Annotated in this window: 10 protein-coding genes and 3 pseudogenes; 7 read left to right on the top strand and 6 right to left on the bottom strand. The window is 53.7% G+C overall.

Annotated elements, in window-relative coordinates:
- The first annotated feature begins 227 nt into the window (after positions 1–227).
- Complete coding sequence (locus tag AC2FJB_RS01955; protein ID WP_496719178.1) at positions 228–1,820, top strand: trypsin-like peptidase domain-containing protein; 1,593 nt, start codon at positions 228–230, stop codon at positions 1,818–1,820.
- Here the strand turns inward: AC2FJB_RS01955 and AC2FJB_RS01950 are convergent, their stop codons facing one another.
- Complete coding sequence (locus AC2FJB_RS01950; protein WP_496719177.1) at positions 1,821–3,437, bottom strand: MFS transporter; 1,617 nt, start codon at positions 3,435–3,437, stop codon at positions 1,821–1,823.
- Between the two features lie 43 nt (positions 3,438–3,480).
- Positions 3,481–4,701 (bottom strand): APC family permease, encoded by a 1,221-nt coding sequence (locus tag AC2FJB_RS01945; RefSeq protein ID WP_496719176.1) that lies wholly within the window; start codon positions 4,699–4,701, stop codon positions 3,481–3,483.
- A 758-nt stretch (positions 4,702–5,459) separates the two neighbouring features.
- Between AC2FJB_RS01945 and AC2FJB_RS01940 the strand changes: the two genes are divergently transcribed.
- Positions 5,460–5,867, top strand: a complete 408-nt coding sequence (locus tag AC2FJB_RS01940; RefSeq protein WP_299894463.1) for a c-type cytochrome — start codon at positions 5,460–5,462, stop codon at positions 5,865–5,867.
- Positions 5,868–5,882: 15 nt separating this feature from the next.
- Here AC2FJB_RS01940 and AC2FJB_RS01935 read toward each other — a convergent pair whose 3' ends face one another.
- Positions 5,883–7,040, bottom strand: coding sequence for a cation:proton antiporter (locus tag AC2FJB_RS01935; protein WP_496719175.1), 1,158 nt, complete (start codon positions 7,038–7,040; stop codon positions 5,883–5,885).
- Between the two features lie 197 nt (positions 7,041–7,237).
- Between AC2FJB_RS01935 and AC2FJB_RS01930 the strand changes: the two genes are divergently transcribed.
- The 3 genes and pseudogenes from AC2FJB_RS01930 (at position 7,238) to AC2FJB_RS01920 (ending at position 8,930) form a co-directional block, all read left to right on the top strand.
- Positions 7,238–7,687: a phasin family protein gene (locus AC2FJB_RS01930; protein WP_496719174.1), complete on the top strand. Its 450-nt coding sequence runs from the start codon at positions 7,238–7,240 to the stop codon at positions 7,685–7,687.
- Positions 7,688–7,744: 57 nt separating this feature from the next.
- Positions 7,745–8,152 carry a universal stress protein gene (locus AC2FJB_RS01925; protein WP_496719173.1) on the top strand — a complete coding sequence of 136 codons (408 nt, stop codon included), beginning with the start codon at positions 7,745–7,747 and terminating at the stop codon, positions 8,150–8,152.
- A 72-nt stretch (positions 8,153–8,224) separates the two neighbouring features.
- Positions 8,225–8,930 (top strand): annotated as a pseudogene (locus AC2FJB_RS01920) (IS6 family transposase).
- An 85-nt stretch (positions 8,931–9,015) separates the two neighbouring features.
- On the opposite strand, the pseudogene AC2FJB_RS01915 reads toward AC2FJB_RS01920, so the two are convergent.
- Both AC2FJB_RS01915 and AC2FJB_RS01910 read right to left on the bottom strand, forming a co-directional pair.
- A pseudogene (locus AC2FJB_RS01915) lies at positions 9,016–9,129 on the bottom strand (IS5/IS1182 family transposase); the annotation flags it as partial.
- Between the two features lie 78 nt (positions 9,130–9,207).
- Entirely contained in the window at positions 9,208–10,266 is a 1,059-nt protein-coding gene (locus AC2FJB_RS01910; RefSeq protein WP_496817701.1) for a metallophosphoesterase family protein, read from the bottom strand.
- A 517-nt stretch (positions 10,267–10,783) separates the two neighbouring features.
- Between AC2FJB_RS01910 and AC2FJB_RS01905 the strand changes: the two are divergent.
- Positions 10,784–11,491: pseudogene (locus tag AC2FJB_RS01905) on the top strand (IS6 family transposase).
- Between the two features lie 216 nt (positions 11,492–11,707).
- Here AC2FJB_RS01905 and AC2FJB_RS01900 read toward each other — a convergent pair.
- Entirely contained in the window at positions 11,708–12,490 is a 783-nt protein-coding gene (locus tag AC2FJB_RS01900) for an MOSC domain-containing protein (RefSeq protein WP_496681203.1), read from the bottom strand.
- A 399-nt stretch (positions 12,491–12,889) separates the two neighbouring features.
- Here AC2FJB_RS01900 and AC2FJB_RS01895 point away from each other — a divergent pair, with 399 nt between their 5' ends.
- Complete coding sequence (locus AC2FJB_RS01895) at positions 12,890–14,209, top strand: ABC transporter substrate-binding protein (protein WP_496817699.1); 1,320 nt, start codon at positions 12,890–12,892, stop codon at positions 14,207–14,209.
- The last annotated feature ends 16 nt before the right edge of the window (positions 14,210–14,225 follow it).

The raw sequence follows: 14,225 nt of genomic DNA, 5'->3' as shown, positions 1-14,225 counted from the left end.
TCGAAAAAGACGGTCTGTTGGCGCGAGACGGTGCTTGAAAATGCCAAAGCAAAGGGCCGATCATGGATCGGCCTTCTTCGAGCTGCGGACTGATAGTTTTCTTTGGTAAAATCCTGGATCAATTTTTAAGTTATTGTATATATAGGTTTTTTAACGCTCGCGCCAGACCATGGGTTTGGTGAAGCAGCGTGGTAGAATGCTCTCACGCGTTTGGATAGGGGACCACAATGCGAAAACCAGAAGAGAGCGGCATGACACCCTCAGGGAATGGTGGTGAAGGTGAGGTACGGGCCTTTCTGGAGAGCCTGACAGGTCCATCGCGCGGAAACGTGAACTGGCTTTTCGATAAAACCCTAACTGTTTCAGTTGACGGTGGAAGGGTGCTAAGCCTTCGACCTAGGGATGACCTGCCTCCCCATGATAACGATATTGCCACCCTACATTGGGCTGACGAAGGTTACACGATAACCGCGTCAGCAGGGCGCAATGTATGGGTAAACGGGCAAAATGCCTCATCGGCGTCTCTGAGGCATGGCGACATGATCGAGTTCGGCGAAAAGGGCCCAATGTCTCGATACAGATTGTGCGACCACTCATTTCCCGCACATCACACAGTCGAAGATATCCTCAGTGACGCATATGCTTACACCCGAACGAGCCGTCGACCTTTCGCTAAAAAGATGTCTGGTGCTCTGCGCGATAGCGGGCGGCGTCTTGCGTCTCAAACCACGGTACTGTTCAGGATCACAGTTCTTGCCACACTTTTTGTGATCGCGGGGTTTGGGTACCTGCTTTATCAAAACGACCAGCGCTTGGCGGATAGTATCGAACAAGAGTCCCGCAAGATCGAAGCGGTCGCGTTTATGCTCGCCCAGACGAGAGAAGATGCACTTACGCCTGATGACTTGGCTTCGTTGCGTGACGCTTTTGAGAACCAGGTTTTGTCGACCGAGCAGCGTCTTGGAACCTTGGAGCAACGGGCAGGGGCACCCACGCGGGTGATCGCTGCCTCCACTCGATCCGTCGCTTTCCTTCAGGGGGCTTATGGGCTGCGCCACGTGGAAAGCGGGAAGATTTTGCGGCACGTGCTGGGGCCGAAGGAAGAAAACCTGAAAACCCCGTTTGGCCAGCCTTGGATCGAACCGGACGGGACCGGCGAACCTGCGGAATTTCAGTTCACCGGAACCGGGTTTCTGATTGAAGGGGGCTCATTGATGGTCACCAACCGTCATGTTGCGTTGCCTTGGACCTCAGGGGATCGAGAGAAGGCGTTGAACGACGCTGGTCTCGAGCCTGAAATGTTGAGGCTGCTGGCCTATTTGCCTGATCAGACCGAACCAATAGAGGCGCGTTTGGTCAGGTTCAGTGACGTGGCAGACTTGGCGATTTTGGCAGTTGAGCCAAGCCGCGTTCAGGGCCTCGGAATTCCGTTGGCGGATGCCGCATCGCGCGTCGGCGAAGAGCTTTACCTGTTGGGATATCCAACGGGTTTGAAAGCTTTGATCGCGCAGGCTGGGCCAGGCTTTTTAGAGGAATTGGAAGCAGAAGGAACATTGAACTTCTGGTCGATAGCGTCCCGGCTTTCTACACAAAGCAAGATACACCCGTTGGCAAGCAAAGGGATCGTTGCGCGGATAAGTGGGAGCGCCATCGTTTATGATGCCGAGACCACGACCGGTGGGAGCGGGGGGCCTGCATTGAATCGGCGGGGTGAAGTCGTTGCCATCAATGCTGCGATCCTGCCCGAGTTCGGAGGCTCAAACATCGGCGTCCCGGTCTCACATCTCAGAGCTCTGCTAGGAGAGGTAGAAAGCCAGTGATCATTCGCTCGTTCGGAAGCGTGAGTTTTGAACAAAGAACACTGTGGCCAGTGGAACGATCACTGAGATTAGGGCCACGGAGATCAGCAAGTACCCAAGCTGACTGTAGTCTGCAGTCGACGTGACCTCACCGGTCTCAGGGTTGGTGACAGCGCGCGTGATTACGTACGTCTGGTTGAGGTACTTGGTGCTGAGGCTGCTGGCCGACAATGCCATGTTTGTGAACGATGCCATTACCGCAAAAAAGGTCGCTTTCAACTGAACGGGTGCATTGCGGGCGATCCAAGCCAACATCGGGACCATGGCAATCTGCCCAAGCGGCGATTCAACGGCTGTATCAAGAATGGCAATGAACCTTGCGTCGACAACTCCGCCGGTACGCGCGGCTGTCCATTCATGCACGCCGTAGTAGAGGGCAAGGTTGGGCAGGGCTAGAACGCCCGCAGCGATTGTCAGCAATACGACCACATGCGCAATCGAACGATTGGCCATAAACGGTCGGAGAACAATCAACCCCAGCAACGCCAGTAGCGAAGTCAACAAAGCCAGGATTGCCAGGAACTGTTCATCGAACCCCAGTTCATCGATTTCAAACCAAGTCAGGCCTGGTCCCGGCAGAGGAACGGCACGGAATACAAAAATGGTTGTCGCTGTCCCGATCAAGGCTTTGGCTTGGGCTGGTTCCAGCTCTTTCAGTAGACGCGACATTAGGTACAGGATCACAGTCAGGGAAACCGCAAAAACAGTCTCTTGCGCAAATTCGAAATCTGCGGTCCCCAGCACGATGCTAAGCACAACGAATGCGAGACCGCCGAGCAATATGGACCATTTGACTTCGGTGACTTCATCCGGTGTGTGGGGCGGGTGACCTCGCTTGGCAAGTTGACGCTGGATCAAGCTGTGAAGAACGACTCCGCTGACCGACAACAAGGGTATGGCCAGTGCTATCAGATACACTTGGCCATAAAGCGCAAGGCGTTCGGGTTTTTGCAGTTCTTCGGTTCCAGAGAATATCCAGATGTTTACAGCCGCAACCGCCGCAAACCCGGAAATGATCGAGACTCTGCCCAAGGTTTGCATTGTTGTGTGCTGTGCACGGGCTTCTTCAGGCGTAAAGGGTAGGCCGTGCTGGTCAACCTTTGGGACCGCCTCAACGGTCATGGCGTCAGCAACTACGTCCTGAATGGCATAGCCCGAAGGCGCCAACAGCAACGCGACGACATACCACTCTTCCAGTGGCATAATGGATGCCATTTGCGTAGGCGCGGTCACAAGCCCATACATTAAGAGCAGAGACAACGTGATCAGGGATGCGCCGAACACGATCAGCAGGGACTTCCAGCGCCAGAACAGGTCCACGACATGGCCAAGCGGCATTTTGAGTATCCAAGGGATACCGGCCCAAAATGCGAGTCCTGCAACGAAAGAGGCGGATAAATCCAGATAGTCTTTTAGGAAAAAAGCGCCAACGACTGAGGTCAGCCCGGACACGCCGGCCGCAAAATAGACCATCAATGGCGGCAGATAGGACCATTGCAGCTGCAGAACCAGATCCACAAACGTTCTATGCCACCAGGCCGAAAGTTTTGATCCTATGGAAGTTTGGTCAGTCGTCATATGCCATGGCAGCTCGTTGAGGCCTTTGGGTTGTTTTGTCTAGTTAGAGAAATCCAGATCCGAAAAGCAATGCACTGGTGATCACCCCAAGGATCGGTACCACAATAGGAACGCGGAAATGCTTGGCGGCCTCGTCCGGCTGCAGCTTCAGCTGGATCAGCGAAATGTTGACGAGCACAAAGACGCCCAGAACGATCTGGGATGTGCGTTCTGCCAGAGTCCCAATCGGCACAGCTTGGGTCAGCAGAACGATGATTACCACGACCAGCAAAGTAGCAACAACGGGTGTCTGCGTTGCTTTAGGCACTATCGCCAGAACCTTCGGCAAATGGTCACGGTCTGCTAGTCCGTAGATCACCCGCGAGGCCATGATCATCTGGATAAGTACTCCATTGACTGTCGCCAAAATCGCGACTGCGGAAAAGCCCTGTTTAATCACCTCGGGGGCGTTTGAAAACACAAGCGCGAGGGGTGCTGCGGACGTCGAAAGAACATCGATCGGAACAACAAGTAGAACCGTCATTGAGGTTCCAAGATACAACACGGTTGCCAGAACGAGTGTTAGCATAATCGCTTTTGGGATGGTGCGCACGGGGTCTTTAACCTCTTCCGCGACATTGGCCATGTCCTCGAAGCCAACAAATGCAAAGAAGGCGAGGAGTGATGCCGCGAAAATGCCTCTCCACGCGTCGAGTTCAAGCGGGGGAAGCATTGAACTGATCCCGTATCCCTGCGGATCTTGAATCGACATACCCCAGCCAATCACAAAGAGTAGGCCTGCGATCTCGATGATTGTAATGACAGCCGCAACGAAGACCGACTCAGTGATCCCCCAAAGCGCGATTAGACCCATGATCAAAACGACGCTGATGGTCAAAAAAGGGATCGCAAATCCGGTTAAAGCGTGCAGGTATGACGCTGCGCCAATTGCAACAGCAGAGGCCGAGATAATCCCCGAAGCTGCGACCGCGAGCCCGACGAAAACCGCCATCCATCTCTTCTGAAATCCCGCCTCAACATAGGCGGCTTCACCTGCGCTGACAGGAAATTGTGTTGCGAGTTCTGCATACGAAAGCGCGGTGAGTGATACGACAAGCGCGGCTACAACGAACGAAAACGCCGCAAACGGTCCGGCAATGTCTGCTGTTGCGCCGACTAAAACGTAAATGCCCGCTCCGACCGTTACCCCAAGGCCATAAAGCGTGAGCAACGGGGTAGTAAGGGCTCGTCTGAGTTTCTGTTCGTTTGGATCAACAGAGTTCATAAGCGATTTCCACCAACTGCCCATTCAGAACGTCGTCGGTGGCGTCCTTCTCGGTTTTGTCCGCGATTGGCGGAGCGGCTCAATCCGATGGTCAAAGCTCCACCGAACGCCTTGTGTCTCAACGTTTGGGCGCATTGTGCGCCAATAAACTAACTGGGGGCTCGCCACCACTTCTGCCGAGCCCCCGGTGGGTGGAACTTCCACTCCTTAAGAATTCCGTTCACCTTTGTGTTTGCTTGGGGACAGACCGGTGAACGTAGAACACGCTAAAACATTCGTATTTCACTATGTGATTCCTATTGGTGCTTTGATCTATGTCAATCAACTCGCGGCCGCCGGTCTGCGAGGCTGAATCCCAACCAACTGTCGTTTGCCTTCGGACTTAAAGGCAAAGCAAACATGTGAGGCGGTTTGAGATTTAGGGTAGAATGCTATTCTGAATGCTCTGGAACCTGTTACCAACCTTGGGCTCGACTGGATGCTCTCAGATGGTAGCATCGCGTGTCGCATCACCTCTGGCGAATTCGTTGGCATTTGAACGCGCTGGAAGGACTGCCGCCAGGGCGCAAGGGGGGTGAGGTCAATGACGACGTGGCGTAGTTGGAGGCCTCCTAGATTGGACTTGGCGCGCGCTCAAGCGCCATTCGACCGAAAAACCAATCTTCGTGCTGAAGCGTGCAACATGAGCAAGGTCAAAGAAGTTTCTTAAGGATGCGGTTTAAATGATCTGCATCCGGGGCAGTAAATTGGAGGAGCATATGCAGATTGTTAGCGGGATTTTACTTGCACTGTTCGTCACGGGACCCGTTCTGGCGCAGGACGTCAGCGTCGATGACGGACGTGATTTGTACCGGACGTATTGCTGGCAATGTCACGGTTTCGAAGCGACCGGAGACGGGCCAATGGCGGAAATGCTGGCTATTCGAACGTCCGACCTCACCAAGTTGGCGGGCCAAAACGACGGTGTGTATCCAATAGATCGCATAGCTGAACAGATTGATGGTCGTTCACAATTGCTCGCCCATGGTGGCGAAATGCCAATCTTTGGCGCGGTGTTTGAGACAGACCAACAAATCGCGGTGGCTTTGCCCAATGGGCAACGGATAATGGTAGGCCTGCCGTTGGCGAATTTGCTCGCCTTTTTGGAATCGATCCAGACTGACTAGTCACAGGCCGATTTACTAATCCGTATCAGCCGTGCGTCTGATTGACATGAGAGTCATTGGCGGCCCCAACACTTCGAAGGCCACAGTGCTGGCTAGAGTAAAGGCCATGATGGACGCGGCCCAATTCGGAAATTGCTCTCCGGCAACGAGTGCCATTCCTACCGCGACACCAGCTTGTGGCAACAAAGCGGGACCGTACCAGTGGGTCTGACGGCGAGGCAGGCCGCCCAGTCTCGCTCCGCAATAACCCCCGACAAGGCGGGCAACGGCGCGCAAGATCAGGAAAAGAGCACCAGCCCAGCCCATCAAGCCGAAGGCTTCGATATCCAATGTGGCGCCAGCCAACAGGAAGAACAGGATCATGAATGGCCACTGAATGTGCTCGATCTCATGAAAAGCACGGTTGTGATGGCGGGCAAGATTCCCGATAACTGCGCCCGCAACCATGCCTGCTACCAAGAATGAAACCTCCAGCCAAAGCGCGAGGCCCGCTGTAAGAAAGACTATGCCCACTGCTTCTGCCTGCATTGGCTCTCCCGGGTTTAAGCGGCCGGTCAGGTAAGCGGATGGCGTGCCTAGAGCGAAACCCAACAGTATCGCCCCTCCGAAGTCCCACATCGCTGTGGTCGTGACGGTGGCCCAACCGTCCGAATGACCGGCCAGAACCAAGGCGATGCTGAAAACGATCAGACCCCAAGCGTCATCTATTGCGACTACGCCTTTTAATGTCTCAGTGAAGCTGCTGGACACCCCGGATTGTTTGATCACGTCTGTCATAGCGGCCGGAGCTGTAGCCGTGGCAATTGCCGCCAGCACCAACGCCAACCCGAACGGTACGCCAATCGCGGCCAGTCCAGCAGACACAATAACAAGGGTTGCAACCACAATTGAAATCGAAATCGTCAGAATGGCTCGACCATGCCGAACCAGGTTCTCGCGGGTCAAAGATCCTCCAAGAAGGAACGCGACCATCGTCAAGGCCACAATGGATATCTCGTCGAACCACATTGCAAAGTCGATCGGGATTAACCCCATTCCAGCGTTCCCTGCGATCAGACCGAGGAAGAGTAAGGTTGTAACACGAGGAAGATGCGTGGCCCGGCCAAGTTGGTCGGCCGCCAATCCGGCAAGGAAGAGGACACCAAGGGTAATCAGAAAGCCGGCAATGTGCATAGAAAACCAAGCGTTAAGTTCTTGTCTAGACTACTCTAACCCCAACCCTGCCTGCTAGGAACCGATGACGGAGAGAATGCGAGTGTCCCGTCGCAGCTTAGGCCAAAGATACCTAAAAAGTGATATTGATCTGTATTAAGGCGAAAGCGCGCCGCACTTGGCACAATAACTCATTCGGAAATGAGGAAGAGCTTTCGATGCCGACAATGAAATCTAACACAATCAGCCCGACCTCACTGTTGGATGTTTTTAAGCAAATGCAGCCGCCCATGTCCGGCAATCCGGCCTTCGGTGCCCAGATCGAACAATTTTGGGACGCACAAGAAAAACTGCTCGAAGAAACAGAGGCCTTTGCGCAGCATTGGTTCGAACGGCGTCATGAGGCAGTCCGGACGGCTCTACAAGCTGCACGCAATATGTCTTCCGCGAACCCGTCCGATCCATTGAAAGCCCTTCAGAGCATGGCGGAATGGCAGCGCCATTCGGCTGAGCGGTTGGTTGCTGACGCGCAGGAATGGTTCGAAACCGTGTCCCGTTGTGCATCTTATGTCGCTGAAACCAAAGCTGAAGCTGTTGAGAAAACAGTTGGTGATGTTGCAGCCTCTACAAAGAGCGCGGGGAAATATTCAAAGTCTGAGCCTGTGTAGGGTTCCTGCTGCCGAAAAACCAAAATTAAATCATCGGAGCAGTAGATAGGAAGTCAAATGTACAAGAATATCCTGATCCCGGTTGCTCTGGACCAAGAACACGACACACAAGCGTCGTTTGAGGCCGCGCGCCAATTGGCTGATACTGACGCTGTTTTCACCGTTGTACACGTCCAAGAGCCCATTCCGGCATATGTAGGGTCTCAGATTCCAAGCGAAGTGCTTGCACATACGCGGCATGAGATATTGGAAAACCTGCATCAGACTGCCTCTGAAATTTCCGGCGCGAAGGTACAGCTCATCTCCGGGCATGCGGGTAGGGCTATTGTCGACTTCGCAAATCAGATCGACGTTGATTGCATCGTCTTGGCTTCGCACAAGCCGGGATTCGAGGATATATTTCTTGGTTCCACTGCGAACAGAGTCGTGCATCATGCCAGGTGTTCGGTTCACGTAATTCGGTGATCCAGAGATGGCGATGGTCTTGTCAGAAGAACTTTGCTTGAGCGGGGCAGGGCGGTTGCGTAGCGTTTAGGGATGACCAAACCCGCCTCTTTCAAATACTTCAAAACCAGTCCCGAGGTCATCCGCCTTGCGGTGATGCTGTACATCCGTTTCCCGCTCTCGCTTCGGAATGTCGAAGATCTGTTGCACGAGCGAGGCATCGACGTGAGCCACGAAACTGTACGATATTGGTGAAACAGGTTTGGCCCGATGTTTCTGCTGAGATCAGACGGAAGCGTGTTCAGCAGCTGCGCGCGTTCTCCAAATGGCAGTGGCACGTGGACGAGGTTTTCGTGAAGGTGAATGGTAAGCGGCATTATCTTTGGCGGGCTGTTGATCACGAAGGTGAGGTGCTGGAAGCCGTAGTCACCAAACGCCGAAACAATCAGACCGCGTTGAAATTCCTCAGAAAATTGATGAAACGACATGGTAAATCGGAAAACGCCGTCACGGATCGCTTCGCCTCATACAGAGCCGCGCTCAGAGAGCTGGGCGCGCTCGAAACACAACAGACGGGAAGGTGGCTCAACAACCGCGTCGAGAACTCGCACCTGCCGTTTCGACGACGCGAACGCGCGATGCAACGGTTCAAGCGCATGCGAAGTTAACAGAAATTCGCTTCCGTCCACTCCTCCGTCAACAACCACTTCAACCAGGAAAGATCGCTCGCAACCAGAGAAACCTTCAAGCTGCCCCGCGCCGCGCTCTTAGCGAGTGGCGTCAACTTTGTTCCGGATAGGTTCGCGGTTTCCGAGGCAATCTGAGACTAGTTCGAATTAGTCTGACAGCACCGCTCTTGGTTCCAAAAACTCTGACGACGGACAGATAATCCCGCTCAGCACGCGCCGGCTATCAACTCTGGGCTTGCCATGGCTCTTCGGAAAGTAAGGCTGAAGCCGCGCCATCTGCTCGTCAGTCAACCAGAATAGATTGCTCATGTGATACCCCTGTAACTCACGGGCATGAATCACGCAGGCGGGATGACGACAACCAAATTAATAGGTCCAGAACCTAGGTCACTCTGCGTACTCGCAAGAAAGCGTACGGCCGATAAGACGGCATCGATTCCGGGATTTTCCTTCTGCATCTATTGCGTCCATCGACCAGCCACCATCTGTTTCCAAGGTCAACATCAAGAAGCCGAAATCGCTATTGCTGACTATGATACTTGCTAGGCTGCCAGCAACTTCAAGGGTGGAAGCAATATCGGTAGGCATAGGATCAAGCTGCGTTCCTCCATTGCCGCTTATCCCCTGCACTGGCCCGTCCAGTAAATCGATCGCCTGAAAGGCGTGGATATGACCTGACAAAACAAGGTTGACTGTTTCTGGAATGAACCTGCTGAACGCCGTCCGCTGTGTGTCGTCACCATCAATCAGTTCTCCGAATGCGTGCATGTTCACCCAAAGTGGACGGTGCGTGAGAAACCAAGCTTCGCCGCTGGTTTTTGCAAATACGTCTCTGGCCATTCGTGCGTAGACATTTGACAGGTCGGGGCTGCTTTGCGGTGCCGGGCCAGCTGAGGAATCAAACGAAATCAGATCAAGGCCATCCACGGAAGCAATCCACGGCAGGGTTACAGCGGGACAACTCCTGGGAAAAGGCCCGGCTTCGAAATATCGGAACCACCCTTTGTCGCCGCGTCCACAGTTTTCGTGATTGCCCCTCAGGAAGACAAAAGGGACGCGCCTGAACAGACTGTCCGTCGGGTCCAGCCAATCTGCGGACCAGGAGTTGAAGGTGTCACCAAAAGGAGATCCGCCGCATTTTTCTGCGTCCGGGCATTCCGATGCCCGATACACGTAGTCACCAACATGGATAACCAGATCCGGCGATCTGGATGCGATTTCCTCCAAGATGGAATGCAACGGCCAAGCGGTTGGATCATTGCAGTTCTGTACTCTGGTGCCGCGAATTCGGCACCCGGTATCCCCGATCACGGCAATCCGTTGCACGCTTGGATTGAGCGTTGGCAGCGGATTTCCTTCAAGCATTATCTTCTGAGCCAGTTTTGGCGCGCGGTATTCGCAAACCAGATGAGGAAACTGGTCCTGTGGCATCGCTCGCTTTTTCATCGCAACAGCCTGACCATCGATTTGCAACAGGGGGCAGTCAGGCGAGGCAGAGATTGCTCTTACAATGATTTCGTCGTCGGGTCCGAGTTGGACCCAATGATGCAACACGTCAGCTTTGGAAGACAAAACTGTGAAACACAGCCAAACCCATGCCACGAAAACGTGTGAAGCGGTTCTGCTCAACATGCCGGCCCCTCTTTCGGAAAATGCTACAAGCTTAGGGGTGAGGCGCCGTAAGTCCAGTGAATATCAAATCCTGCTGACGCAAGAGGAACTCAGTTCAGAATATCGGCAGCGGCGCGTATTAGCTTCAGCGGCAGTGTCAGAGGAAACCGGCTTGAGGCGGGTAGGATGGTTCAGTAGTTTCGTGGGATGACAAAACCCAATCCATTTCGCTACTTTAAGACCAGCTCTGAGATCATCCGCCTGGCAGTTATGATGTATGTCCGGTTCCCGCTATGGTCTTGTCAGAAGAACTTTGCTTGAGTGGGTCAGGGTGGTTGCGTAGCTTTTGCCCATGACCAGACCTGCCTCTTTCAAATACTTCAAAACCAGCCCCGAGATCATCCGGCTTGCGGTGATGCTGAACATCCGTTTCCCGCTCTCGCTTCGGAATGTCGAAGATCTGCTGCACGAGTGAGGCATCGACGTGAGCCACGAAACTGTCCGATATTGGTGGAACAGGTTTGGCCCGATGTTTGCTGCTGAGATCAGACGGAAGCGTGTTCAGCGGCTGCGCGCGTTCTCCAAATGGAAGTGGCACGTGGACGAGGTTTTCGTGAAGGTGAATGGCAAGAGGCACTACCTCTGGCGGGCTGTAGATCATGAGGGCGAAGTACTGGAAGCAGTCGTCACCAAAGGCCGAAAAAAGCAGGTCGCGTTGAAATTCCTCAGGAAATTGATGAAAGGACATAGTAAAGCGGAAAACGTCGTCACGGATCGCTTCGCCTCATACAGAGCCGCGCTCAGAGAGCTGGGCGCGCTCGAAACACAAAAGACGGGAAGGTGACTCAACAACCGCGTCGAGAACTCGCACCTGCCGTTTCGACGACGCGAACGCGCGATGCAATGATTTAGGCGTATGCGAAGTCTACAGAAATTCGCCTCCGTCCACTCCTCCGTCTACAACCACTTCAACCAGGAAAGATCGCTGATCAGCCGAGACACCTTCAAGTTGAAACGCAGCGCCGCTCTTGCCGAGTGGCGCGAACTTGGCGCTGGATAAAGGACAGCGTCACTGGCCTAATAGAGACTGGTTCGAATTCGTCTGACAGCACCGTCACTCATACCCATCTCACGTTTCTTCCGTTTCCTGATCCGGATTCATGACGTAATTCCAGCCGGTTACGCGGCCTATTCTCGTGCAGAGATTATTCTGATCGCGCTCAGTGAATACTGTTAAAGCCCTGGTCCCTTGTGAGTGTCTGATCAATTGGGCCGCTCATTCCTGCAAGCGTTTCCCATTTTGGCCCACAGAAAGGGTGCCGCCATCCAGCACCTCAACGTAAACACCCATATCCATATGGCCCAGGTGCTTTCGAAGTATGAACGGGATTTTCAAGTCTCGTTGGGCCGTCTCAGGATTCACTTCGGTAGCGGCGCATCTCTTCGTCCGCGAAAGTATTCGCAGCCTGACATTGCCGAAAACAAAGGTGGAACCGACAGCGTCCAGCTCAGAAAACGGAGGTAATCCATCAATTTCAATATTCGCCCGAAATCTGGCCGGGTGGATGTCTGTGCCCAGCTTTCTGCTTAACGCATCAACAGAGCTTAAATTGAGAACCGATATCGCATTCATCATCTTCGGTGAAACGACTGAAACATCAGTGAAACGATGTGGGTGCGAAGACACGAATCTTGGCGGTTCAGGATCCTGTAGGCCCAGCGTATCGTAAAGGAGTCTGGCGGCGTCTGTTTCCCCCTGGGGTTCACTCATGTTGAAGTAGTGGGTGCTGCCGTCCACATCAATTTCCAACTGCCGAGTTGCGGCGTCGAAACGTGACTTGAGGCCGGCTAGTCCGGCTTCTTTCAGCAACACAACAAAGCGGTCTTTGGGAAGTGGCTTGGGGGCAGTTGGATCAAAGCCGGAATTGTAGCGAGCAAAGCCGAAGAGGCGGTCACCAGGAATACCCTCGCCAGCGCTCAAAAGTACTGTGTTCAGCGGTTCCGGACTCAGACCCTTGATGGGGTAACGACTTATTCTGACAATGGTGAGTCCGTTCATGCGTTGGTTTCCGGTCCGTCGTGAACAGCCGAATATGGCTTGTCTTGCATCTTTTGGACCCTCGATTTTCAGGCGCCCGGGCGGAAGCGGCAAGCCGGATATTATGCAATGCGGGGCCTGTGAGATCTGGCGACCCAAAGCTTCCAGCAGGTCAGTTTCAAAGAATTGCTTTTAGACTACCGGTTTTTTCCGTGGATTGTCGGAAAGTGTGCAAAGGGAGATGTTTATTTATAAAGTGATTAAAAACAAATAAATAATAGGATTAATTAAAGTGATTTAGGGTGGTTTGAGGTACGAACCTCAAAATTATCTAGACTTGAGGTGCGTACCTCAAATAGCCTTTGGAGTATGCCGCGATTCGCACATCCTCGATTGACGGCGTTAAAAAGGGAGGAATGGATGACTTACTCAAAACTGGCGTCTGCCAGCGCAATAGTCCTTGCCGCTACTACTCTTTCTACCAAGGCAAATGCTGAAGACCTGACACTGTGTTGGGCGGCGTGGGACCCGGCCAACGCGCTGGTTGAGCTTTCCAAGGAATTCGAGGCCGAGTCTGGCCATGCAATGAATTTCGAGTTCGTACCCTGGCCGAACTTTGCGGACCGGATGCTGAATGAGCTGAACTCCGGCGGGAAGCTTTGCGACCTGCTGATCGGCGACAGCCAATGGATCGGCGGCGGAGCTGAGAACGGTCACTATGTAAAGCTGAATGACTTCTTCGATGCCGAAGGTATCAGTATGGATGATTTCGCGCCGGCAACTGTGTACGCTTATTCGACGTGGCCAAAGGGCACGCCAAATTACTATGCGCTGCCTGCCATGGGTGATGCAAACGGTTGGTTCTATCGCAAGGACTGGTTCGAAGACCCCAATATCCAAGCCGCTTACAAAGAGGCAACCGGTCAAGATTTGCGCGAACCGGAATCCCAGAACGAGCTGTTGCAGATTGCGCAGTTTTTCCAGGGGCGCGAGATCGACGGAAAAACCGTGTACGGCGCTGCGATCTTTACCGAGCGCGGCTCGGAAGGGATAACGATGGGCGTGACGAGCGCTCTTTACCCGTGGGGATTCAAGTATGAAAACACGCCAGGCTCCTATGACATGGAAGGTGCGGTAAACTCTCCTAAAGCTGTCGAAGCTCTGGAATTCTACAAAGAGTTCTACAAGACGGCGACACCTCCGGGTTATACCAACTCTTACATGGGTGAAAGCCTGGACGCCTTTAAGTCAGGTCAGGTCGCCATGGCCATGAACTGGTTTGCGTTCTTCCCGGGTCTTTATGCCGATCCGAACACCGGTGGCGACAAGATCGACTTCTTTGTGAACCCGCCGCAAAATCAGGCGGGTTCGACGCTGGGCGGGCAGGGGATCTCTGTTGTCAGTTACTCTGACAAACAGGATGCCGCGCTTGAATACATCAAGTGGTTCGCGCAACCTGAAGTTCAGGCCAAGTGGTGGGAGCTGGGCGGCTATTCAGCGCATAATTCGGTTCTGGAAGACCCCGGTTTCGTGGACAGCCAGCCCTTCGCCGGTGACTTCCTGGAAGCCATGGCAGGCGTGCAGGACTTCTGGCAGGAGCCTGCCTATGCGGAACTGCTGTTGGCAATGCAGAAACGCATCCATGACTACGTGGTCGCCGACCAGGGCACCGCGCAGGAAGCGCTTGATCTTTTGATCGAGGATTGGACCGAAGTCTTCGAAGACGAAGGCAAGCTTTAATCCGGAAACAGGGCAG

This window comes from Ruegeria sp. CDSC085 (genome assembly GCF_059610465.1).
The sequence above is the reverse complement of the archived record's forward strand: the minus strand, read 5'-3'. Positions and strand labels throughout refer to the sequence as shown.

What these genes read in the sequence shown, in the direction of transcription:
- AC2FJB_RS01955 (WP_496719178.1), top strand. Translation starts at nt 228, where the DNA reads ATGCGAAAACCAGAAGAGAGCGGCATGACACCCTCAGGGAATGGTGGT.
- AC2FJB_RS01950 (WP_496719177.1), bottom strand. Translation starts at nt 3,437, where the DNA reads ATGACGACTGACCAAACTTCCATAGGATCAAAACTTTCGGCCTGGTGG.
- AC2FJB_RS01945 (WP_496719176.1), bottom strand. Translation starts at nt 4,701, where the DNA reads ATGAACTCTGTTGATCCAAACGAACAGAAACTCAGACGAGCCCTTACT.
- AC2FJB_RS01940 (WP_299894463.1), top strand. Translation starts at nt 5,460, where the DNA reads ATGCAGATTGTTAGCGGGATTTTACTTGCACTGTTCGTCACGGGACCC.
- AC2FJB_RS01935 (WP_496719175.1), bottom strand. Translation starts at nt 7,040, where the DNA reads ATGCACATTGCCGGCTTTCTGATTACCCTTGGTGTCCTCTTCCTTGCC.
- AC2FJB_RS01930 (WP_496719174.1), top strand. Translation starts at nt 7,238, where the DNA reads ATGCCGACAATGAAATCTAACACAATCAGCCCGACCTCACTGTTGGAT.
- AC2FJB_RS01925 (WP_496719173.1), top strand. Translation starts at nt 7,745, where the DNA reads ATGTACAAGAATATCCTGATCCCGGTTGCTCTGGACCAAGAACACGAC.
- AC2FJB_RS01910 (WP_496817701.1), bottom strand. Translation starts at nt 10,266, where the DNA reads ATGAAAAAGCGAGCGATGCCACAGGACCAGTTTCCTCATCTGGTTTGC.
- AC2FJB_RS01900 (WP_496681203.1), bottom strand. Translation starts at nt 12,490, where the DNA reads ATGAACGGACTCACCATTGTCAGAATAAGTCGTTACCCCATCAAGGGT.
- AC2FJB_RS01895 (WP_496817699.1), top strand. Translation starts at nt 12,890, where the DNA reads ATGACTTACTCAAAACTGGCGTCTGCCAGCGCAATAGTCCTTGCCGCT.